The sequence below is a fragment of the Curtobacterium sp. GD1 genome (genome assembly GCF_020882855.1).
Classification (GTDB): Bacteria; Actinomycetota; Actinomycetes; order Actinomycetales; family Microbacteriaceae; genus Curtobacterium.
The window spans coordinates 1-18,433 of the sequence record NZ_JAFEVQ010000040.1; the positions used below are offsets into that span (position 1 = coordinate 1).

Annotated in this window: 21 protein-coding genes and 1 tRNA gene; 16 read left to right on the plus strand and 6 right to left on the minus strand. The window is 65.0% G+C overall.

The window, feature by feature from the left end:
* Positions 1–33: 33 nt before the first annotated feature.
* Entirely contained in the window at positions 34–1,104 is a 1,071-nt protein-coding gene (locus JSX79_RS16535) for a diacylglycerol kinase family protein (protein ID WP_083403430.1), read from the minus strand.
* Between the two features lie 93 nt (positions 1,105–1,197).
* On the opposite strand from JSX79_RS16535, the gene serS reads away from it, so the two are divergent.
* The 3 genes from serS to JSX79_RS16550 all read left to right on the plus strand — a co-directional run bounded on the left by serS (position 1,198) and on the right by JSX79_RS16550 (position 3,454).
* The gene (gene serS, locus JSX79_RS16540) at positions 1,198–2,463 is read left to right on the plus strand and encodes a serine--tRNA ligase (protein ID WP_070418122.1); all 1,266 of its coding nucleotides are present in this window, start codon (positions 1,198–1,200) and stop codon (positions 2,461–2,463) included.
* Complete coding sequence (locus JSX79_RS16545; protein ID WP_229087180.1) at positions 2,460–3,314, plus strand: HAD family hydrolase; 855 nt, start codon at positions 2,460–2,462, stop codon at positions 3,312–3,314. Before serS ends, JSX79_RS16545 begins: the two co-directional genes overlap by 4 nt.
* A 52-nt stretch (positions 3,315–3,366) precedes the next feature.
* A tRNA-Ser gene (locus JSX79_RS16550) sits at positions 3,367–3,454 on the plus strand.
* Positions 3,455–3,490: 36 nt separating this feature from the next.
* Here the strand turns inward: JSX79_RS16550 and JSX79_RS16555 are convergent.
* Entirely contained in the window at positions 3,491–4,612 is a 1,122-nt protein-coding gene (locus JSX79_RS16555; protein WP_229087181.1) for a tyrosine-type recombinase/integrase, read from the minus strand.
* The gene (locus JSX79_RS16560; protein WP_229087182.1) at positions 4,605–5,168 is read right to left on the minus strand and encodes a helix-turn-helix domain-containing protein; all 564 of its coding nucleotides are present in this window, start codon (positions 5,166–5,168) and stop codon (positions 4,605–4,607) included. Before JSX79_RS16560 ends, JSX79_RS16555 begins: the two co-directional genes overlap by 8 nt.
* Positions 5,169–5,274: 106 nt before the next feature.
* Between JSX79_RS16560 and JSX79_RS16565 the strand changes: the two genes are divergently transcribed.
* The 9 genes from JSX79_RS16565 to JSX79_RS18870 all read left to right on the plus strand — a co-directional run bounded on the left by JSX79_RS16565 (position 5,275) and on the right by JSX79_RS18870 (position 10,273).
* Complete coding sequence (locus JSX79_RS16565; RefSeq protein WP_229087183.1) at positions 5,275–5,526, plus strand: hypothetical protein; 252 nt, start codon at positions 5,275–5,277, stop codon at positions 5,524–5,526.
* A 772-nt stretch (positions 5,527–6,298) separates the two neighbouring features.
* Complete coding sequence (locus JSX79_RS16570) at positions 6,299–6,523, plus strand: hypothetical protein (RefSeq protein WP_229087184.1); 225 nt, start codon at positions 6,299–6,301, stop codon at positions 6,521–6,523.
* 280 nt (positions 6,524–6,803) lie between these two features.
* Positions 6,804–7,139 (plus strand): hypothetical protein, encoded by a 336-nt coding sequence (locus tag JSX79_RS16575; RefSeq protein ID WP_229087185.1) that lies wholly within the window; start codon positions 6,804–6,806, stop codon positions 7,137–7,139.
* Positions 7,136–8,176 carry an AAA family ATPase gene (locus tag JSX79_RS16580; RefSeq protein ID WP_229087186.1) on the plus strand — a complete coding sequence of 347 codons (1,041 nt, stop codon included), beginning with the start codon at positions 7,136–7,138 and terminating at the stop codon, positions 8,174–8,176. Before JSX79_RS16575 ends, JSX79_RS16580 begins: the two co-directional genes overlap by 4 nt.
* Positions 8,177–8,330: 154 nt before the next feature.
* Positions 8,331–8,735, plus strand: a complete 405-nt coding sequence (locus tag JSX79_RS16585; protein WP_229087187.1) for a hypothetical protein — start codon at positions 8,331–8,333, stop codon at positions 8,733–8,735.
* Positions 8,728–9,147 carry a helix-turn-helix domain-containing protein gene (locus tag JSX79_RS16590; protein ID WP_229087188.1) on the plus strand — a complete coding sequence of 140 codons (420 nt, stop codon included), beginning with the start codon at positions 8,728–8,730 and terminating at the stop codon, positions 9,145–9,147. Before JSX79_RS16585 ends, JSX79_RS16590 begins: the two co-directional genes overlap by 8 nt.
* Positions 9,144–9,692, plus strand: a complete 549-nt coding sequence (locus JSX79_RS16595) for a hypothetical protein (RefSeq protein WP_229087189.1) — start codon at positions 9,144–9,146, stop codon at positions 9,690–9,692. Before JSX79_RS16590 ends, JSX79_RS16595 begins: the two co-directional genes overlap by 4 nt.
* A 3-nt stretch (positions 9,693–9,695) precedes the next feature.
* On the plus strand, positions 9,696–10,001 hold the full coding sequence (locus tag JSX79_RS16600) for a hypothetical protein (protein ID WP_229087190.1): 306 nt from the start codon (positions 9,696–9,698) through the stop codon (positions 9,999–10,001).
* Positions 10,002–10,033: 32 nt separating this feature from the next.
* A complete protein-coding gene (locus tag JSX79_RS18870) occupies positions 10,034–10,273 on the plus strand; it encodes an HNH endonuclease (protein WP_374475710.1) in 240 nt (79 codons plus the stop codon).
* A gap of 242 nt (positions 10,274–10,515) precedes the next feature.
* Here the strand turns inward: JSX79_RS18870 and JSX79_RS16605 are convergent, their stop codons facing one another.
* Positions 10,516–10,818 carry a hypothetical protein gene (locus tag JSX79_RS16605; protein ID WP_229087191.1) on the minus strand — a complete coding sequence of 101 codons (303 nt, stop codon included), beginning with the start codon at positions 10,816–10,818 and terminating at the stop codon, positions 10,516–10,518.
* 395 nt (positions 10,819–11,213) lie between these two features.
* On the opposite strand from JSX79_RS16605, the gene JSX79_RS16610 reads away from it, so the two are divergent.
* The 3 genes from JSX79_RS16610 (at position 11,214) to JSX79_RS16620 (ending at position 16,446) form a co-directional block, all read left to right on the plus strand.
* Positions 11,214–14,801, plus strand: a complete 3,588-nt coding sequence (locus JSX79_RS16610; protein WP_229087192.1) for a phage tail tape measure protein — start codon at positions 11,214–11,216, stop codon at positions 14,799–14,801.
* A 530-nt stretch (positions 14,802–15,331) separates the two neighbouring features.
* On the plus strand, positions 15,332–15,517 hold the full coding sequence (locus tag JSX79_RS16615; RefSeq protein ID WP_229087193.1) for a hypothetical protein: 186 nt from the start codon (positions 15,332–15,334) through the stop codon (positions 15,515–15,517).
* Positions 15,518–16,074: 557 nt separating this feature from the next.
* On the plus strand, positions 16,075–16,446 hold the full coding sequence (locus JSX79_RS16620; protein WP_229087194.1) for a helix-turn-helix domain-containing protein: 372 nt from the start codon (positions 16,075–16,077) through the stop codon (positions 16,444–16,446).
* Positions 16,447–16,922: 476 nt separating this feature from the next.
* Here JSX79_RS16620 and JSX79_RS16625 read toward each other — a convergent pair whose 3' ends face one another.
* Positions 16,923–17,741, minus strand: coding sequence for a DUF3800 domain-containing protein (locus JSX79_RS16625; RefSeq protein ID WP_308061483.1), 819 nt, complete (start codon positions 17,739–17,741; stop codon positions 16,923–16,925).
* A complete protein-coding gene (locus JSX79_RS16630; RefSeq protein WP_229087197.1) occupies positions 17,738–17,959 on the minus strand; it encodes a hypothetical protein in 222 nt (73 codons plus the stop codon). The genes JSX79_RS16625 and JSX79_RS16630 overlap by 4 nt, the downstream gene beginning before the upstream one ends.
* A 112-nt stretch (positions 17,960–18,071) precedes the next feature.
* Here JSX79_RS16630 and JSX79_RS16635 point away from each other — a divergent pair, with 112 nt between their 5' ends.
* Entirely contained in the window at positions 18,072–18,260 is a 189-nt protein-coding gene (locus JSX79_RS16635) for a hypothetical protein (protein WP_229087198.1), read from the plus strand.
* The last annotated feature ends 173 nt before the right edge of the window (positions 18,261–18,433 follow it).

Sequence of the window (18,433 nt, forward strand, 5' to 3'; positions counted from 1 at the left end):
GGCGGTAGCCGCGCGCACCGCGGCGCGGCGCGGCTACCGCCGGCGGCCGCGGCCCGTCGCCGGCTCGACCGCGGGGATCCGCACGTCCAGCGAGCCCGGGTCGATCTTCGCGCGGAACGCCACGATCTCGCCCACCGGGTCGCCGTCGATCTCGAACTCGTCCGGCTTCGCCAGGCGCAGCGTGAACTCCTCGCCGCGCAGGTACCGCAGCGGGCGCTCCTGCTTCGCGGCCGTGGTGATCCGGCGGCCGATCACGGTGTCGGACAGGGCCGACCGGCGGAACCACCGCAGGATCCCGTTCTCCCAGAACACCCGGGCCGCGATGCGCACCCAGCCGAAGAACCCCCGAGGCCGCATCACGACGATGTCGAACACCCCGTCGTCGATCTCGGCATCGGGCAGGAGCATGGCGTTGGCCTGGAGCATGCCGCAGTTGCCGACGATGACCGAGTGCGCCCGGACCGAGCCGTTGCGTGCCGACTCGTCGAGCCGGTACTTGAACTCGAAGCCGTCGGTGTCACGGACGGAGCGGAACAGCGAGTCGAGGTAGGCGAGCCACCCGACGCGCTTCTTCAGCTCGGGGCGCGTGTTCGCGAGCATGCGGGCGTCGAGCCCGAGGCCGGCCATCACGACGAAGCCGAACCGGTCGCGGGAGCCGTCGGGACGCTCGACACCGAGCAGTCCGAAGTCGATCGAACGGTCGTGCCCGGTGAAGATCGCCTTGGCCATCCCGCCGAGGTCGTCCAGCGGCAACTTCATGTTCCGCGCGAGCAGGTTGCCCGTGCCGCTCGGCAGCAGCGCCAGCGAGGCGTCGGACCCGTGCACCACCTCGGCCACGGCACGGACGGTCCCGTCCCCACCCGCGGCGGCGACGACGTCGGCTCCGGCTTCGAGCGCGGCGCGGGCCATGCCGCCGCCCGGGTCCTCCTCCGTCGTCTCGAACCAGAGGGTCTCGGCCCAGCCGGCCTCCTGCTGGTGCTTCTCGACGGTGCGCTTGAGGGTCGGCAGGTGGACCTTGACCGGGTTGTAGACCACCGCGGCCGTCCGCTGTTCGGTCTGGAGGGCGTCCTGGTCCGCGGGCGCGGTCTCCGAAGGGGTCGACATGCACCAACGGTACCGATCGAAGCCTGGAGGCGCGGGTCGGGCCCGCACCGCGCCTCCAGTCCGTCCGCAACTCGGCCCCTTTAGGATGGTGCGGTGATCGATCCCCAGCTGCTGCGTGACAACCCGGACGTCATCAAGGCCTCGCAGGAGGCGCGCGGCGCCTCCGTCGCCGTCGTCGACGAGGCCGTCGCCGCGGACGCGGCACGGCGGAGCGCGATCACCTCGTTCGAGTCCCTCCGTGCCGAGCAGAACGCCTTCGGCAAGACCGTCGCGAAGGCACCGAAGGACGAGAAGGCCGCGCTCGTGCAGCAGGCCCAGGCGCTCGCCGCGAAGGTGAAGGAAGCGCAGGCGACCGTCACCGCGGCCGAGGAGTCCTTCAACGCGGTCGTCCGGAGCATCCCGAACGTCGTGCTGCCGGACGTGCCGAAGGGTGGCGAGGACGACTTCGTCACGCTCCGCACCGTCGGCACGAAGCCGGAGTTCGACTTCGAGCCGAAGGACCACGCCGACCTCGGCGAGCACCTCGGCATCATCGACATCCCGCGCGGCGTGAAGGTCTCCGGCTCGCGGTTCTACTTCCTGCGCGGCCTCGGTGCCCGGCTCGAGATCGCCCTGATGTCGCTCGGCCTCGACCGTGCGATCGCCGCGGGCTTCGAGCCGCTCATCACCCCGACGCTCGTGCGCCCCGAGACCATGGCCGGCACGGGCTTCCTCGGCGAGCACGCGGCCGAGGTCTACCGGCTCGAGGCGGACGACCTCTACCTGACCGGCACGAGCGAGGTCGCCCTCGCCGGGTTCCACGCCGACGAGATCCTCTCCTTCGACGGTGGCGACGGCCTGCGGTACGCCGGCTGGTCGACCTGCTACCGGCGCGAGGCGGGGTCGGCGGGCAAGGACAACCGCGGCATCCTGCGCGTGCACCAGTTCAACAAGCTCGAGATGTTCGCCTACGTCCACCCGGACCAGGCCGAGGCCGAGCACGCCAAACTCGTCGGGTACCAGGAGCAGATGCTGCAGGACCTCGGGCTGCACTACCGCGTGATCGACGTTGCCGGTGGCGACCTCGGCACGAGTGCGGCGCGCAAGTACGACATCGAGGCGTGGGTCCCGACGCAGGGCACCTTCCGCGAGCTCACGTCGACGTCGAACTGCACGACGTTCCAGGCTCGGCGCCTCGACATCCGGTACCGCACCGAGAGCGGGAAGACCGCGCCGGTCGCGACCCTGAACGGCACGCTCGCGACGACCCGGTGGATCGTCGCGATCCTCGAGACGCACCAGCAGGCCGACGGCTCGGTCGTCGTGCCCGAGGTCCTCCGTCCCTACCTGGGCGGCGTCGAGGTGATCGAACCCCGATGAGCACGCAGGGTCGGTTCGTCGACGGTTCGGCCGGTGCGGGTGCGCCGGCCCGGACGAAGCGCTGGTTGGTGGCGCTCGACATCGACGGCACCACCATGCGCGAGGACGGTGTCGTCACCGACACCGTGATCGCCGCGCTCCGCGATGCCGAGGCAGCCGGGCACGAGGTCATGCTCAGCACCGGTCGCAGCGAGGGCATGACCGTCCCGCTGCTCGACACGCTCGGCATCCAGCCGAAGTACCTCGTCTGCGCGAACGGCGCGCTGACCCTGGGACGCCGGTCCGACGGTTCCTACGAGCGGGTGCACGTCGAGCAGTTCGACCCGAGCGAGGTCCTCCGGACGATCCACGGCGCCCTCGAGAACGCCGCGTTCGGCGTCGAGGACCAGACCGGCCACTTCCTGCTCTCCGGCAACTTCCCCGACGACACGATGACCGTCGCCGGCGAGCACGTCCCGTTCGAACGGCTGCTCGGCGTCGAGGCGACCCGTGTCGTCGTCATCTCACCCGGCCACGACACCGAGGACTTCCTGCAGGTCGTCGAGCGGATGGGGTTGCACAAGGTCTCCTATTCGGTGGGGTGGACGTCGTGGCTCGACATCGCACCCGAGGGCGTGACGAAGGCCACCGCGATGGAACGGGTCCGTGAGTGGCTCGACATCCCGCGCTCCCGGGTGTTCGCCGCGGGGGACGGTCGGAACGACATCGACATGCTCCGGTGGGCCTCGACCTCGGGGCGCGGCGTCGTCATGGGGCAGGCACCCGAGGACGTCGTGGACGCGGGCAACGAGCTCACGGGCGGCGTGACCGACGACGGCCTGGCGGCTGCGCTCGACTCCCTGCCGCGCTAGCCCGGTAGACTTCCCGGGACGCGATCACGTCTCGCCACGTGGTCGCGTCGCTGGAGGGTTGTCCGAGCGGCCGATGGAGCCTGTCTTGAAAACAGGTGGGCAGAGATGTCTCGTGGGTTCGAATCCCACACCCTCCGCCACTACCGAGGTCAGTTGATCCGCACTAGCAAGCGGATCTAGCGGGCCTTGCCTTCGATGTGGGCAGCCTCTGCCCACATCTTGCCCACAACCGTTCGGGATAGCCCCTCGTCGAGACGATCGGCCACTGGGTCGAGATCATCGTCGAACAGGTCCGCGTAAACGTCGAGCGTCATCGCCGCCGATGCGTGGCCAAGCATTCGCTGAACCGCTTTCACGTTCGCGCCAGCGCTGATGGCCAAAGACGCAGCAGTGTGACGCAGATCGTGCGGGGTCAGCGGCGGCACCCCTGACTTTCGGACAGCGGTGGGGAACCAGCCGTGCTCGTTGTGCCAGCGCGGTTCGTGCGTGCCGTGACGCGATGCGAACACGAGATCGTCGGGGGTCTTCCCCACGCACAGCCGGGCGAGAGGTGCCGCCAGCGAAGCAGGGAACGGCACAGAGCGACGCTTGTGCGATTTTGGCGTGCCGACCTCGATCACACCGCCAACGTTGACGGCATTCACCGTGACGTTGATCCGACGCCGCAGCAAGTCCAGATCCTTCACCCGCAACCCGGTTGCTTCACCCCACCGGAGTCCGCAGTAGGCGAGAACCAGGACCAGCGTTGATCGCTCACCGGATGCGAGAGCAAGCGCCGACACCTGGTCGTGCGAGAGGTACGTGTGCTCCTTGCGCTTCTTGCGCGGCAAATTGATGTCCCGAGCGGGATTCGTCAGGATGCGACGGTCCTTCACTGCTACGTCGAGGATGCCCGCCAGGACGCCGTAGTTGCGGATGACGGTCGTCGCGCCCTTCTCTGCCGTCATGCGCGTCACCCAGGACTGCACTGCGCTGTGCCCCACATCGGAGACTCTGGTGCGGCCCCAGACGGGTTCTACGTGCAGCCGCCATGCGATTTCGAGGGGTCGGTACGACGACGGCTTCAGGTGCGACTGATTCGCCAGCCAGGCGGGTCCGAGCTGACCGATGGTTTCCCTGGCGGCTTCGGGGCGTACGAACTCTCCGCGCGCTTTTGATACCTCGACCGAGGCCAGGAAGAGCTCTGCATCGCGCTTCGTGCGGAACCCGCGCTTGTCGGTCTGCTTGCGCTCCGGAGTGCGATACCGAACACGGTAGCGCCTGCCCTTTGCGGTCTCGTATGGGGCGACGCTACCCATCCGACTCATCCTGTCGATGGGAACGTGCCCACTCTGCTCCTTCACCCACGCTCCGGACAAGCTGCTTTACCCAGAACCCACCGGGGTCAACTCCGCGGCGACTAATCGCCGCATCGAGCGCATAGCGAGCGTCCTCGGTCAGGTCGGCCGGCGTCTGCCGCAGGAACGCCTCCGCAAGCCACTGCTCGTCTTCTTTGCGGAGATCTGACTGCCTGTCGGCAGCAGCAGCGACAGACAGCATCGTCTCGACGTAGCGCGATGCCTCCATGATGAACGAGGTTCGAGCTTGATTGTGTTCAGCGAAACTGGCCGTCAGGTCCTGCTTGTTATGCACCAGAGACTCAAGCGAGACATCGAGAGCATCGGCCAGCGCCACGGCTTCGCCCACTGTTACACGTCGATCGCCGCGCTCGATCTTCCCGACGGTCGTGACATGGAAGCTATAGCCGCGCTTGGTCACTTCAGCAGCCAGTCGGTCCTGACTCACTCCGAGTCGGGTCCGTGTCTCACGCACGGCGCTCGCGAAGGTCTGGTCGATCTGTTCGGGAGTGCTCACCCCAGAACGATACCGAACACGCCCATTTTCGGTCAACACTTGCGCCCGAAACCGAACATGCCTAATCTGGTCCTAAGTTCAGAGCTGAAACAGACCAGGAGGCAACATGCCGATCTCACCTCCCCACCTCGAGGATCACCAGCGCTTCGAGATCGACTTCGACGAGCACTACATCAGCGAGGGCGATGTATGCGCGCTCATCCCAGGCATGACGACCGGGCGACTCAAGATGCTCAGGTTCAACGGGACTGGCCCCGAATACCTGAAGCCGACGCCGAAGACGGTCGTCTACTCGGAGCGCCGAGTCCGGGAGTGGCTCGAGCGCACTGCGCGCACCAGTACGCGGGAGGCCGGATGACGAAACCGGGCCTCAGAGACATGGGCTGGCAGACGCCGCCGACAGTCGCGCAGACGACAGCGCGCGCTTTTGAAGGGTGGGCGCTTGTCGGGCACGGCACCTGGATCTACTTGACTGCGCCCGTCACACTCGCTGCCATTCGCCTCGAACGCGAGTTGAAAGCAGCCGACCACCTTCCGCGGCGCGACCCGACGTTCGATCGCGTTCTGCGCGTAAGCGGACGAGCGGACTACGGCGGTTGGCAGCTCTTGCACGAGCAGACCAGAGCTCGCCAGCCCCTTCACCCAGTGACGGTGAGGGAGATCGACTCCTTGTTCGATCCAGACACCGGCTGGTTCTCCAAGCAACCAACGCGAGTCCGTCAGGGACGTTGGTCCGGCAAGTACCGATCGGTACCCAACAAAGAAGGCCCGAGCGCTCCTGGCAGAGCATCTCGGGCCGGATCCATCCAGTAACTACGACAGAAACCGAAGGACAAGACAGTGTTTCACTTCACAAGCATCATTGCACGGCCCTCTGACATTTGGGCAGTCGCCACTTCGAGGGGCAACCGGTTCGCTCGCAGTCGGCGCTACGCCAGCGCGCTCTCTGCCAACGTCCGACGCGAGGCCCTGCAGCGCGGCATGCGATACGGCCAGCTTCGACGACGCAGCGGTCTGACAAGAGTCCGCTTCGCCCGCCTCTGGTTCGGCGGAAACGCATCGGTCCCCGATGTCTTCCGCGTGCACGTAGCACTCGGCTGCTCCGTCCAGTCGATCTGGGCGGTGCGCTGATGGACGACGTGACCAAGCTGGTGGAAGTCGACATGACGTTTACTGGCCGTGCCGAAGCCGTTATTGATGCTCAGCCCAGCCAGTTCAGCGACGGCTACTCGATCGTCCTCAGCCCCTCCGATGCTCTGCGGCTCGCGCACGCTCTCATCGCCCGTGTCAGCGACTTGCGGATAGCACCGCGCGCTGTCCCGCTGCTTGCTCCGACGCTGCAGGTGGCTGCCTGATGGCCGCGGGTAAGACGAGAACAGACGGGTTCTCCGTGCTCGCGGTCAACGGCATCGTCGGCATTCGGGCGGACCGTCCGCTCACGGAACTCGCGGGAGACCAAGCGAGGCGACTGGCGATCAGCCTGCTCGAAGCGGCACAGGACGCCGAACGGCCGGAGCCGGCTGAGTGGCCGTAGGCCAGTCCGGCACCAGGAAGCCCCCAGATCCTCAACACGAGGACGAGGGGGCTTTCTCGTACCCGGACCACATCACCCTGAGCCCGCACGCCGAGCGGTACATGCATCAACTCGCGATCGATCTCGCGGCAGGTGAAGTCGAGCTCCGGCAGCTACCGCCGTCGCTGACGCAGTTCTACGTGTTCGCGTTCGAGCAAGGCAGCACGTCGCGGCAGGCCGAAGTCGACCGAGCGAACGACGACGCCGATCGGCTCTACGCCGAAGTGTGTCGCCGTCCTCCTGCACGAGACAACCAACGCATCGAGGTCTTCCTCGCGGCGCAGAAGCATCGCGGCGCTGAAGCCGCAGCCAAACGAGCGGCAGAGCTGCGCGCCTACCTCAGTGGCGCGCCCGCCAACCGCTACCCGGAACCCGACTCCGAGACGGAGAACCCATGACCGTACCCACCAGCAGATTCGACGCACGCTGGCTCGAACACCAGAAGTTCCCGCCCGTGCAGTACGTAGTCCCAGAACTCATTCCTGAAGGACTGACGCTGCTCGTCGCCGCGCCAAAAATCGGCAAGTCGTGGATGGTGCTCGGCCTCAGCATCGCAGTCAGCCTGGGCCAGGACGCGTTCGGCTCGATCCCGACGGGATCTCCCCGGCCAGTTCTGTACCTCGCTCTCGAAGACGGTCAACGCCGCCTCCAGCAGCGAATGAGGTCGCTCGCACCCGATCTGTGGTCGCCGCTGCTCCAGTTCCAGGTCGACCTCGAGCAGGACGTCGTAACAACGGTCGCTAACTACTTCCATGAGCATCAAGACGCCGTGGTGGTGCTCGACACGCTTGGGAAGGTGCTACCGAGCACGGGCAGCACGCAGACGCAGTACGCCGCCGACTATCAGTTCATGGGGTCGCTCAAGAAGGCGTGTGACGCCGTCCCGGGCTCGAGCCTCATCGTCGTACACCACACGAGGAAGGCCGGGGGAGAGGACTTCCTGGACGCCGTGAGCGGCACCCAGGGAATCGCAGGTGCCGCCGACACCATCTGCGTGCTGCGTCGCGATCGGAAGGACCAGGGCGCAACGCTGCAGGTCACCTCTCGTGACGCGCGTGAGGGTGAGTACGGCATGACGCTCGCCAATAACGGGGCGTGGTCGATCATTGGCCGCTCGCTGAAGGACGCCGCTGCTTCCGCGCAGCTGTCGCGCACCACGGGCGGACTGAGTGACCGGATGGCCGAGGTCATCGAGCTGGCCTACGCGCGGCCTGGTGGCATCCGTGCGGCCGATGTCGCCGCCGAGCTGTCGATCGACGAGAAGATGGCCGGCACTTACCTCGGTCGGGCGTTCGATCAGGGGCGTCTGGACAAGCCAGCACGTGGCCTCTACACCCCTGTTGGAAGTGTGGAAAGTGTTGGAACGAACTCTGATTCCAACACTCTCAACACTTTCCACAGCCCCTCAGAGGCGTTGGAGGCGGGCGCGGCATGAACCCAATCACCGTCACGTGCTCTGACTGCTCTGCAGCCGCCGTCATCGACATCTCAGGCCCCGGGATCGCGCACGCCGTGCTCGAACACGACGCCACCTGCCCGCGCCTCAATCACCCAGCCTTCGGCCTGCACCACGACCGTCAGGAGCGCTCATGACACACACAAGCAGCAGTTGGCTCAAGGCCTACCTCGATGAGCTTGAGGCAGCAGGCAACAAGGTGCTTGCTCAGCTGTACGAGGACCAAGATGGTGTTCCCAGCACCGTCGTCGGTGCCGGCTCGATCAGCCTCGCCAGCTATGCCCTCGCTACCCAGCTGGCCACCGTCAGTAACGACCCTGCGCTCATGGTGCAGACAGTCGTAGACCACCACACACTCGCGACGGCGAAGCTCGGCCCGGAAGCTTGGCCAGACGTCCTGTACGGCGCTCTGCTTCACACCGTGATGCTCTACCTCGAGCCCGCATATAAGGTCACCGACCGCACCGAGTTTCCAATGAGATCGGCGGCGCGCGAATGGTGGTCGACATTCACTGAAGCGATGGGTCCGCATGACTGATGGCGTCGGCCCGCGACGCGCGAAGGAACTAGTCCTTGGCGTCCACGGCCCCGAAGCAGTTGTTAGCGGTCGTGCGGCTGCTTGGCTTCTCCGCTATGCGGGTCTCAACGAATATCATCTAGACCACCGAGGTGAAGATGCCGAGATAGACCAAACGCTCATTGCGTTGAAAGTGGCAGCGTTCGCGTGGAGAGATACCGCAACCGGAACTCCAGATGCACCCAAAGCGGAACTCAAGACACAATCTGAATGGCTCAGCACAAAGCAGGCAGCTGACGCCCTCGCGATGACAGACCGCGCAATACGCAAGGCAATCCGCGAGAACCGTCTTCAGGCGACGACGATCGGTCGCGCCTACCGAATCAACCGTGAACAACTCGCTCACTTCAAGGCAAGGAGAACGACATCATGAGTCTCGAAGCACTCGATGCGCAGCTCGAAGGGCTCCGCAGTCAGGCTGCCGGCATCCAGCAAGATTTCAACCGGACCGCGAAGCAGATTGACGCTGACCCCAATCTAACGGACGAGGGGAAGAGAAATGAACGGAAGCGCTTCGGAACCGAAGCGCAGGAGCGCACCGCGGCTCTACGTGACAAGGAGTTGTCTCTCATCAAGGGGCATATCCGCACGCTCGAGACGAAGCTCGACGCCAAGATCGGGTACGGAGCGACGGATTTGATCGCATTCCGCGACGCACAGGAGCGGGCAGAGCGAATCGAGAGCGCCGAAGCCGCTGACCGATCCATGTCTCAGGCGCTGCGAAGCAATGACCGCACTCTTGCACATGCTGTATTTCGTAAAGCAATGGAGAAGGGGTGGCGCAGCACCGTCGACCAGTTCGCGCAGGAGAACCCAGAGAGCGCCGCCGCCGCGAAGGACATCAGCGTCCTCGAAGACAACCTCCGGAACGGTGGGCTTGCACGGGGCATGAGCTACATGATCAGCACGCGGTGGTGAACTATGGACGACAACACCACGGAACTGCAGTCCCGCCTCGAAGCAGCTGAGGAACGAGCCCGCAGTGCCGAGTTGGGCAATCTGAGGCGGGACATCGGTGCGGCACACGGCATATCCGACGAACACGTCGCACTCCTCACCGGCACCGATGAAGCCACTCTGCTCACACAAGCGCAGCGGTTGGCAGAGTGGAAGCGCTCAGAGGCGAACCTTGGACTGATCGTGCCGACAGAGGGAAGCACTCCGACGCCTGTACCGATTGGACAAGAGCGGCTCTTTGCGGCTCGCCTCTTCGGTCGAGAGCTGTGACCCCGAAGCGCTCATCCGCCCGCCGCAACGCCATGCGCACACGCATCAGAGCAACGGGAGCAGCGTGTCACCTCTGCGGCAGGGCTATCGACTACTCACTCCCAAGCAGCGACCCGAAGTCGTTCGTGATCGATCACGTCACCGCTCTCGCGAACGGAGGTCAAGATGCGCTGTCCAACGTCAAGGCAGCGCATCGAAGACATGACTGCAACAGCAAGAAGCGAGCACGGGTTCACGACGACAGCGTGCGCCGCAGCAACACACTCAAGTAATCAGCCGAACCCGGAGGGGCGGTCCCCGCACAGAGCGAGGGCCAGACCTCCGGGTACTGGCGGCTTGCACACACAGAGCGATCACCACATCAGAAGCCCTCAAAGGGTGGGGGAGGCCACCCCAACGGATCCACGTCGGACCTCCGGGGTCAGGCACCGTCCGTCTCTGAGATCTGGATGAATCGCCCTTTGCCCGTGCTTGCCGCCTAAACATTGGGAAGTAGGTGCCCGATATGGGCGTTTCAAGGGCTCCAAGGGCTCCGAAAGACCTGGCGGCAGGCGGTAAACGGCTGTGGAATCGGGTTCAGCGCGACTTCGAACTCGCTGATCACGAGGAATCGGTGCTTTTGCAGGCTTGCCGGATCGTGGATGTGCTCGATCGTCTGCAGGCCGCAATCGATGCTGGCGAAGTAATTGTCAGTTCTCCACAGGGGCTGAAGACCAACCCGGCTGTCGTCGAATTCCGTCAGCAGGCTTTGGCTCTTGCGAAGTGTATGGCTTCGCTGCGGATTCCCTTCGGGGACGATGACCTCCAGCCGCAGCATCGCAGCGGGGTGCGGCGTGCGGGATTGTCTGCTGCCCGATGAGGCGCAGGGTCCGCGAGAACCGGTTAGGCATTCCTCGCAGGCTTGAACGCTTCTCGACGTCCGATTGGGAAGGCCGCGACGCCGCTGAGAAGTACGGAGCGTGGTTTCGAGCGCGAGGCGACTGGGCTGATGCGCACGATATTGACGTCATGCCTGGCGATGAGGAAGCAATGCAGAATTACCCTGATGGTGAGTTCCGCATGGAAGACATTTGACTGACACAATTGCAGTAGTAACTTAGCCCGCCGGTTTACCCGGGCATGAACAAGAGGAGTCTTGGCATGCCCGGGTATGGGTGAGCGTTTTGGTGTGCCTGATTTCTCCTTATCAAGGAGAACATTTTGACAGACAGAGTGGTGCAGGTCACCGTACGTGCGGCGATCGACAATTACGTCAAGGGCATGGAAAAGGTCCGCAAGGCAACTGCGGACACGGCGAACGAGTCCGACAAGCTCGAGAAGGTCGGGCAGGCCGCTGAACGTGTTGGCGGCGGGCTGCTGACGATCGGTGCAGCAGCCACCGGCGCGGTCCTCGTCGTCACAAAAATGGCGGCGGACTTCGAAGCTCAGCTGTCGAAGGTGCAGGCGGCGACGAACGCCACTGCCTCGGAGATGGACAAGTTTCGGAACCAGGCGCTCACGGCCGGTGCTGCCTTCGGGTACACCGCAACCCAGGTCACCGAAGCGCAGGTGGAGCTCGGCAAGGCCGGTCTGGCCACCGCGGACATCCTCAACGGCGGACTGAACGGTGTCCTCGCTCTCGCGGCGTCCGACAACGTGGACCTCGGCAAGGCGACCCAGATCGCCGCCGTGGCGATGAAGCAGTTCAACCTTGAAGGCAAGGACGTGCCGCATATCGCGGACGAGCTCGCCGCCGGCGCTGGTAAGGCGCTCGGTGGTGTCGAGCAGCTCGGTGACGCCCTCAACCAGTCAGGTCTGGTTGCGTCCAACTTCGGCTTCTCGCTCGAGGAAACGACGGGCGTGCTGTCGGCGTTCGCGGATGCCGGTCTGCTCGGCTCCGACTCCGGTACCTCGCTGAAGACGATGCTGCAGCAGCTGGCGAACCCGTCGAAGGAATCGGCGCAGCTGATGAAGTCCCTCGGCATCAACGTCGAGGACGCCAACGGCAAGTTCCTCGGTGCAGCGGACATTGCCCAGGTGCTGCACGACAAGCTCTCCACCCTCAGTGACGCACAGCGCCAGCAGGCCCTCGCGCAGATCTTCGGCTCCGACGCCGTTCGTGCAGCCACCGTCCTCTACAAAGAGGGCGCTGACGGTATCCAGGGCTACATCGACCAGAACAACGACGCCGGCTACGCGATGGAGCAGGCGCGCCTGAAGTCTGACAATCTCAACGGCGACCTCAAGAGGCTGCGATCCGCGTTCCAGACCGGCCTGATCGATACCGGCACCTCGGCCAGCAGCGCACTCCGCCCGCTGGTGCAGACGCTCACTGGCGTCGTGCAGGCGGTGAACCTCCTTCCTGACCCGCTGAAGGCGACTGCTCTCGGTGCTACCGGAGTTGTCGGGGCGGTGTCGCTGCTTGGCGGGGGGATGCTCTTCGCGATCCCCAAGATCGTGGAGTTCCGGAGCGCTCTTGCCACGCTCCGCGATGGGGGCATCACGGCTCGTTCCTCGCTGGCGGGCGTCGCGAAGTTCATGACCGGCCCGTGGGGCATTGCTCTCGGGACGGCCGCTGCCGTCGCTGCGGTGTTCGCAGCGCAGCAGCTGCAGTCGGCGCAGTACACCCAGACGCTCCGGGACTCGCTGAACCAGACGACCGGCGCGCTGACCAAGAACACCGGCGAACTCGTCGCGAACGCTCTCGCTGCTCGGAGCACGATCTTCGGGCAGGAGATCGAGGGGTCGTCGGCGTTCGACAAGGCGAAGCGCCTCGGGATCGGGCTCGACACCGTGACGAAGGCCGCGCAGGGCAACACGAAGGCTTACAAGGAGCTGCTGGCGGTTCGGAAGGAGATCCGCGGCACCGACGACAACGACTTCATCACCAAGAAGTACGGGGAGGGCCTGTCCGACGCATCCGGTGACATCACCGAGCTGGTGCAGGCCGTCGAGAAGCAGCGCGCAGCCGTCAAGAACTCCAAGGAGCAGTTCGGCCAGCTGGCGGAAGCTCAGTCGGGTAGCGCGGACAGCTCCGATGAGGCTGCTGCTGGCCTCGATGGAGTGACCGACTCGGCCGAGGACGCGACCCAGGCGATCTCAGACGTCGCGAACGCCATCAAGGGCTTCAACTCGGTTCAGCTCGACGTGAACTCGACGCAGCGTGACCTCGAGGCTGCGATCGATGGTGTGACTGACTCGATCGAGCAGAACGGCCAGTCGCTCGATGTGACGACGGAGAAGGGGCGAGCGAACTCCGCTGCCGTCGATTCGATCGCGCAGTCCACCCTGAACTATGCCGGCGCTCTGTACCAGCAGACGGGTGACCAGAACAAGGCGACGAGTGCACTGGAGTCAGGCCGGAAGTCCCTGATCGCCGCTCTCGGCCAGTACGGCGTCACTGGCCAGGCTGCCGAGGACTACGCGGACAAGATCCTCGGAACTCCCACGCAGTGGTCGACCCTGTTCACCAACTCCGCGGACGCTGCCGGCGCTCTCGTTTCTGAGTACCAGCGGAAGCTCAATGCCTTGCCTGCGGAGAAGCGGACGAACGTCAACGCGGCAACCACTGCCGCCCAGGTGGCCATTCAGAGCGTCCTCGACACGTTGAATGCGATCCCGACGCAGAAGACGATCACGGTCACCACGAACCGTGTGACGACGGGCACGCCGGACAACACGGTCGGGATCTTCAAGGCGGCGGGCGGCTACATCAGCGGCCCCGGGACCGGCACGTCCGACTCGGTTCCGGCGATGCTTTCTAACGGCGAGTACGTCATCCGGGAACGCTCGGTGAAGAAGTACGGAACCGGCTTCCTCGACCGTGTGAATCGTGGCCACTACGCCTCCGGTGGCCTCGTGCAGCGGTACGCGACGGGCGGACGGGTGCAGTTCAACTACAACCGCGCGTCAGGCCAGTACGAGGGTCTGGGGGCTGTCTCCGAGCTCATGTCGATGTTCGGTGACACGTCGCTGCCGGTGAAGTTCCGCAACCAGATCGGCGCGGCTGCACTCCGCTACCAGACGTCCATGACGAAGCTCGCGGACAAGTCCGACACCGCAGCGTCGAAGCTGTCCGATCTCCGTCAGTCGGCATCGTCCCTGCAGGCGTCAGTGGCGTCCGCGATCGGGAGGACCGACGTGGGGAATTACCGAACCGCCTCGACGCTCCGCCGCGGGCTGGCGAAGGCGGCGGGCAACGTTACCGAGTTCGCTGGGCTGCTCAGCACGCTTGCGAAGAAGGGCATCAACGGGAACCTGCTGTCCGAGATCGCCAGCCTCGGAACCGCCGAAGGCCTGCCGCTCGCACGGTCCCTCGCAGCCGAGTCAGCGTCCGACATCAAGTCGATCAACACGTCGTACGGGACGATCCAGTCGACGGCGATGAAGGCCGGGCAGACGGTCGCAGACGCGAACTACAAGGCACTCATCAGGTCCGCGGACAAGAACGCCCGGTCCCTCGAGAAGCAGATCAAGGACCAGTCGAAGGCGATCCAGGGCATCATTGCCCGCGGGTTCGGCCTCAAGGGGTACGCGGCCGGCGGGTACACCGGCAACGGCCACCCTGGCCAGATCGCAGGCGTCGTACACGGCCGCGAGTTCGTCATGAACCAGTACGCGACCGCACGCAACCTGCCGTACCTCGAGGCGCTCAACAACGGCGGTACGGTTCGGTACATGGACCCGACGCCGTACCGAGGTTCTTCCCAGCAGCCCCAGCAGGTCGTGAACCGTGCAGGCAACAACTACAACCTGTCAGTGCAAGACCCGTTGGCGGTCGCTCAAGCAATCGAACGTCGGGAGCGCTCCGAATACGCCTGACCTATGAGCTGACAAAAGTACTGTCGCAAGGAGCCGCCGCCCCGTAGGGCGGCGGCTCGTGGACACCGGGATGTGTCCGTGACGCCGGGGAGGCGTCGTCGCAGTTGGCTCGGGACGGGGAACGTTCCGAGTTGCCTGCTGTTGCAGCCTAGCGATGCAGACGGTGAGGGCAAACCCCTTCCCGCGAGTGACGGTTCGTCGGAGCGGGTCCTGTGGAGGATCGGACCAAACCCCCTGTTCGGGGGTTCCGAATGAGTCCGGTCGTTCTCGACCCGTTACAGGGTGTGTCCGCGTCGCTGACCCGAACTCCGGCGCGGACACATCCACCCAATCCGTTGCACCGCGTGTGCCGAACAAGACGCGTAACGGGTCAGGGGAAAGCCCCGTCCGGATCTGTTCGGGTCAGATCCGGGCGGGGTCCTGCCCGTTCTGCCGGAACGCTCCCGAGGCGCTGTCCGGATAGTTCGCAGCTGCGGCCGGACAAGCCGGTCAGATGTCGTGAGGATGGGGCGACGGCTGAAGGAGCGGTGATGGTTGATTCGTCGTACAAGAGCGAACCCGGCGTCACTCCGGTGCGCGTGCAGACGCTGAAGGGTCTGCGGCTGCGGGCGAAGCGAGGTCAGTACGCGGACGAGTTCGGTTCCGCGTCACCGCTGAACGACTTCTTCGCCAACACAAGCAACTCCGACCGCTCTCAGCGCGGTCGGGTGCGGTGACGCCGACGCAGGGATGTGCCTGAGGCCGCGTCGTTCCAGGATGCCTTCGACCAGTTCGTGATGCCTTCGTGGTCTCCCGAGTGGCCGGCCTCGAGACGGCACTGCCACCGGTCGAACGTGCTGGCACATCGGGAGGGCATCCGTTGACCTTAGAGCAGGGCCGGGTTCCGGACATGCTGAGTCCGCGCTCCGCGGACGTTGATTACCGTCCGCACGATGATCGAACCCTGTGCTGGGAGGTTCCACGGGTGGCAGTGCGAGCGACGCGCGGGTCATCGAGGGCCACATGAGGCGAACCGTGATGGCGGGCGTGTCCGGTGGGCGGCTGGACAAACGAAATTAGGGACCGAGCGGTCGTTCCTTAGGGAACTCCTGCAGTCGCTTGAGGAGTGAGCGGAGCCGCCGCCGGTCGTGCCCGGATGCCCCCATCTCACGGTGACGGCGACGGCTCCTGGAACGCAAGGGAAGCGTTCCTCCTCAACTCCGCACAGGGGTGCACCGTCGAGGTAGCGCCACACTATGGTGCAAGACGCAACCTGCGCTCTACTGTTCGTCACATGAGCGCAAATCGTGATCTCGAGCGCGCAGGGATCGAACTCGCTGCGCACCGGCCGAAGGTTGCGGCGGCACTGACGTTCATCGCGGAGCACTTCCGAGAGCCCATCACGACCGAACAGATCGCTGACGCCGGCAACTACGCGCAGCGTGGGCTGCAGGACGCCTTTCGCCGAGACCTCCACCGGACGCCGACGGACCTCATCATCGAGCTCCGGCTCCGAGCGGCCAGGGACGCTCTGACTGATCGACGTGGGCCGCGAACGGTGAGGCAAGCCGCGCTGGAGGCTGGCGCTCTGCACGCTGGCAGATTCTCAGTGCGATACCGCAATCTCTTCGGCGAGACACCGAGACAAACCCTGCAACGTCGGTGATAACGGCGGGGGCGCGTCTTCCTGAGGGACACACCCCCGCCGCCGAACGCTCTCCCCCGGATCAGGGAGGGGGGCGATCTGGCCGGTAACCAGCCGGCTTACAACCCACGCTCTCACATCGATCTCGTTCCCGAATGGAAGTATCCGGATACTGTCGAATACCTTGACTGACGCTCATCATCGTGTGAGATTCAGACGGGGTTGGGCAGCGCGTGATCAGGGGTTGTCCGGCCCTTCGGGCGCTGCGCTCCGGCCTCACCATCCGTCGAGTCCAGCGCCCGACTCCTGTCTGCGAGGCCTTCGGCACTCTGCACTCGGGCATACGTAGCATGGTCGGCCCGAGCACCGACACGTCGGTGAGTGACCATCGATCACTGGCGAGTTGTCAGTGGAGGGTAGTAACGTGTTAGTAAGTGGATGCGCGTCTGCAGGGCTCGGCTCGGCACCCGGAAACGGCGTAAGGCGTGTGACACTCGCTACAGGGCCGCTACCCATGGGTAGGCGGCCCTCGTGCTTTCGTCCGACGGAAACAGCTTCAGCCCGTACGAGGTGAGGGGCGAGTTGCGCCCCCGGTAGAGCAGAGGCGCGAGCTGCTCGAGGTACCTCGTCTCGGTGTGGCCGAATCGGTCGGGGTTGAAGGCTGCCGCCGTCGCTGAGGCGGCGAGGTCTGCGAGCTGCAGTTTCTCTTCGGTCGAGGCGGCAACCATTCGTCCGCCGTGCGGGTCGAGCGCGTCCCAGTGGATACGCGAAGTGGGGTTGGTTTTGAGATTCGCTTCGAACTCACGAAGCCGCTCGATCTTGAAGCGCACGATGTGCGCCAGCGTGTACGCGACGGTGTCTTGCCTGTCGCGCGCAATCCAGGACAACCGTTCGAGCAGCAGCTGGAACGTATGAAGGTATCGCTCATCGTTGTTCACCGTTCCGTCGAGTCGGCGCTTGCAAACGATCACGGAAGTCACCTGGCCCCAGTCGTGCTGTGAGCCCAGGCTCACCGCAGCGTGCAACCGTTCTTCGTGCGACCGGAGGTACTTCCAACCCAGTTCCACGTTCGGCTTCCTACCAAGATCGCTGCGGAGGTCGGCGAGAAGATTTGTCGCGCGCGTACCGTCCGCGTCTGAGTAGATGAACGCTGTCATCACGAAATGATGCGACGAAGTCGGGCTCGAGCCTCGGTCTCCAGACTCGTCGATGTAGGCGTGTAGCACCCGACTATCCTCGCGCACTCCTGAACTTAACTCGCGGAGGTTCAACGTGCGCGTGGTCAGCCACAGCGCCACGATAGGCGAGCGTCTCACCGATAGCGCGGCGACTCTTCCGGGAGTGATGCGAGCCAGCGCTCGCCCTCCGCCTTGGAGATGATCGGCTTGCGGCCTGCCTTGGTGGGGTAGGCCGGGATCAGATCACCGGAATCGATCGCCTTGCGGATCGTGTCGACGCTGAGGTCGACCGCTGTGGCGAAGTTGGGGATCGAGTAGGCGAGGCGATCGGAGCAGGACGGCTCGAGCTCATGCATGAGTACATCGTGACCCGCGCGCCCCCGCTCGTCTACAGGCAGGTCTGACCGTCCACCGGCCACATTTGCTGACGCGGTCGTCCTGCTGCGAGCCGCGCCTTAGGCTCCTGGCATGTACTCAACTGGTCCAAGCCCGTTCTTCATGATCGTTGCGCTTGTCCTCGTCATTCTCAACATCTGGGCGACCATCATCGTTATCCGCGCTGGCTCGCGCTATCTCGACCGCACGCGTCCGCCGCGCCGGCCACGCCCCGAACGGACGCCCCTGTTCCCAAAGGGAGATCCGCCGAAGCCAGAGTGATCCGCGGAAGCAGATGGCGCAGTTGCTGGTCTTGCCCCCTGCCCACATCTTGCCCACAACTCATCCGAACTGAGAGCGACTGAGATGGCGCATGCTGACCGTACTTGCCCGAACGGGCGCGCATCGACGAAGCCAGGCATGCAGCTTCGGTCGTGTGGGCAGGGTTCGAATCC

Excerpts from the sequence above, each read along its gene's own strand:
- JSX79_RS16630 (WP_229087197.1), bottom strand. The coding sequence starts at position 17,959 with ATGCATGAGCTCGAGCCGTCCTGCTCCGATCGCCTCGCCTACTCGATC.
- JSX79_RS16585 (WP_229087187.1), top strand. The coding sequence starts at position 8,331 with ATGACACACACAAGCAGCAGTTGGCTCAAGGCCTACCTCGATGAGCTT.
- JSX79_RS16595 (WP_229087189.1), top strand. The coding sequence starts at position 9,144 with ATGAGTCTCGAAGCACTCGATGCGCAGCTCGAAGGGCTCCGCAGTCAG.
- JSX79_RS16535 (WP_083403430.1), bottom strand. The coding sequence starts at position 1,104 with ATGTCGACCCCTTCGGAGACCGCGCCCGCGGACCAGGACGCCCTCCAG.
- JSX79_RS16605 (WP_229087191.1), bottom strand. The coding sequence starts at position 10,818 with ATGCTGCGGCTGGAGGTCATCGTCCCCGAAGGGAATCCGCAGCGAAGC.
- JSX79_RS16545 (WP_229087180.1), top strand. The coding sequence starts at position 2,460 with ATGAGCACGCAGGGTCGGTTCGTCGACGGTTCGGCCGGTGCGGGTGCG.
- JSX79_RS16590 (WP_229087188.1), top strand. The coding sequence starts at position 8,728 with ATGACTGATGGCGTCGGCCCGCGACGCGCGAAGGAACTAGTCCTTGGC.
- JSX79_RS16580 (WP_229087186.1), top strand. The coding sequence starts at position 7,136 with ATGACCGTACCCACCAGCAGATTCGACGCACGCTGGCTCGAACACCAG.
- JSX79_RS16620 (WP_229087194.1), top strand. The coding sequence starts at position 16,075 with ATGAGCGCAAATCGTGATCTCGAGCGCGCAGGGATCGAACTCGCTGCG.
- JSX79_RS16615 (WP_229087193.1), top strand. The coding sequence starts at position 15,332 with ATGGTTGATTCGTCGTACAAGAGCGAACCCGGCGTCACTCCGGTGCGC.
- JSX79_RS16570 (WP_229087184.1), top strand. The coding sequence starts at position 6,299 with ATGGACGACGTGACCAAGCTGGTGGAAGTCGACATGACGTTTACTGGC.
- JSX79_RS16575 (WP_229087185.1), top strand. The coding sequence starts at position 6,804 with ATGCATCAACTCGCGATCGATCTCGCGGCAGGTGAAGTCGAGCTCCGG.
- JSX79_RS16555 (WP_229087181.1), bottom strand. The coding sequence starts at position 4,612 with ATGGGTAGCGTCGCCCCATACGAGACCGCAAAGGGCAGGCGCTACCGT.
- JSX79_RS18870 (WP_374475710.1), top strand. The coding sequence starts at position 10,034 with ATGCGCACACGCATCAGAGCAACGGGAGCAGCGTGTCACCTCTGCGGC.
- JSX79_RS16565 (WP_229087183.1), top strand. The coding sequence starts at position 5,275 with ATGCCGATCTCACCTCCCCACCTCGAGGATCACCAGCGCTTCGAGATC.
- JSX79_RS16600 (WP_229087190.1), top strand. The coding sequence starts at position 9,696 with ATGGACGACAACACCACGGAACTGCAGTCCCGCCTCGAAGCAGCTGAG.
- JSX79_RS16635 (WP_229087198.1), top strand. The coding sequence starts at position 18,072 with ATGTACTCAACTGGTCCAAGCCCGTTCTTCATGATCGTTGCGCTTGTC.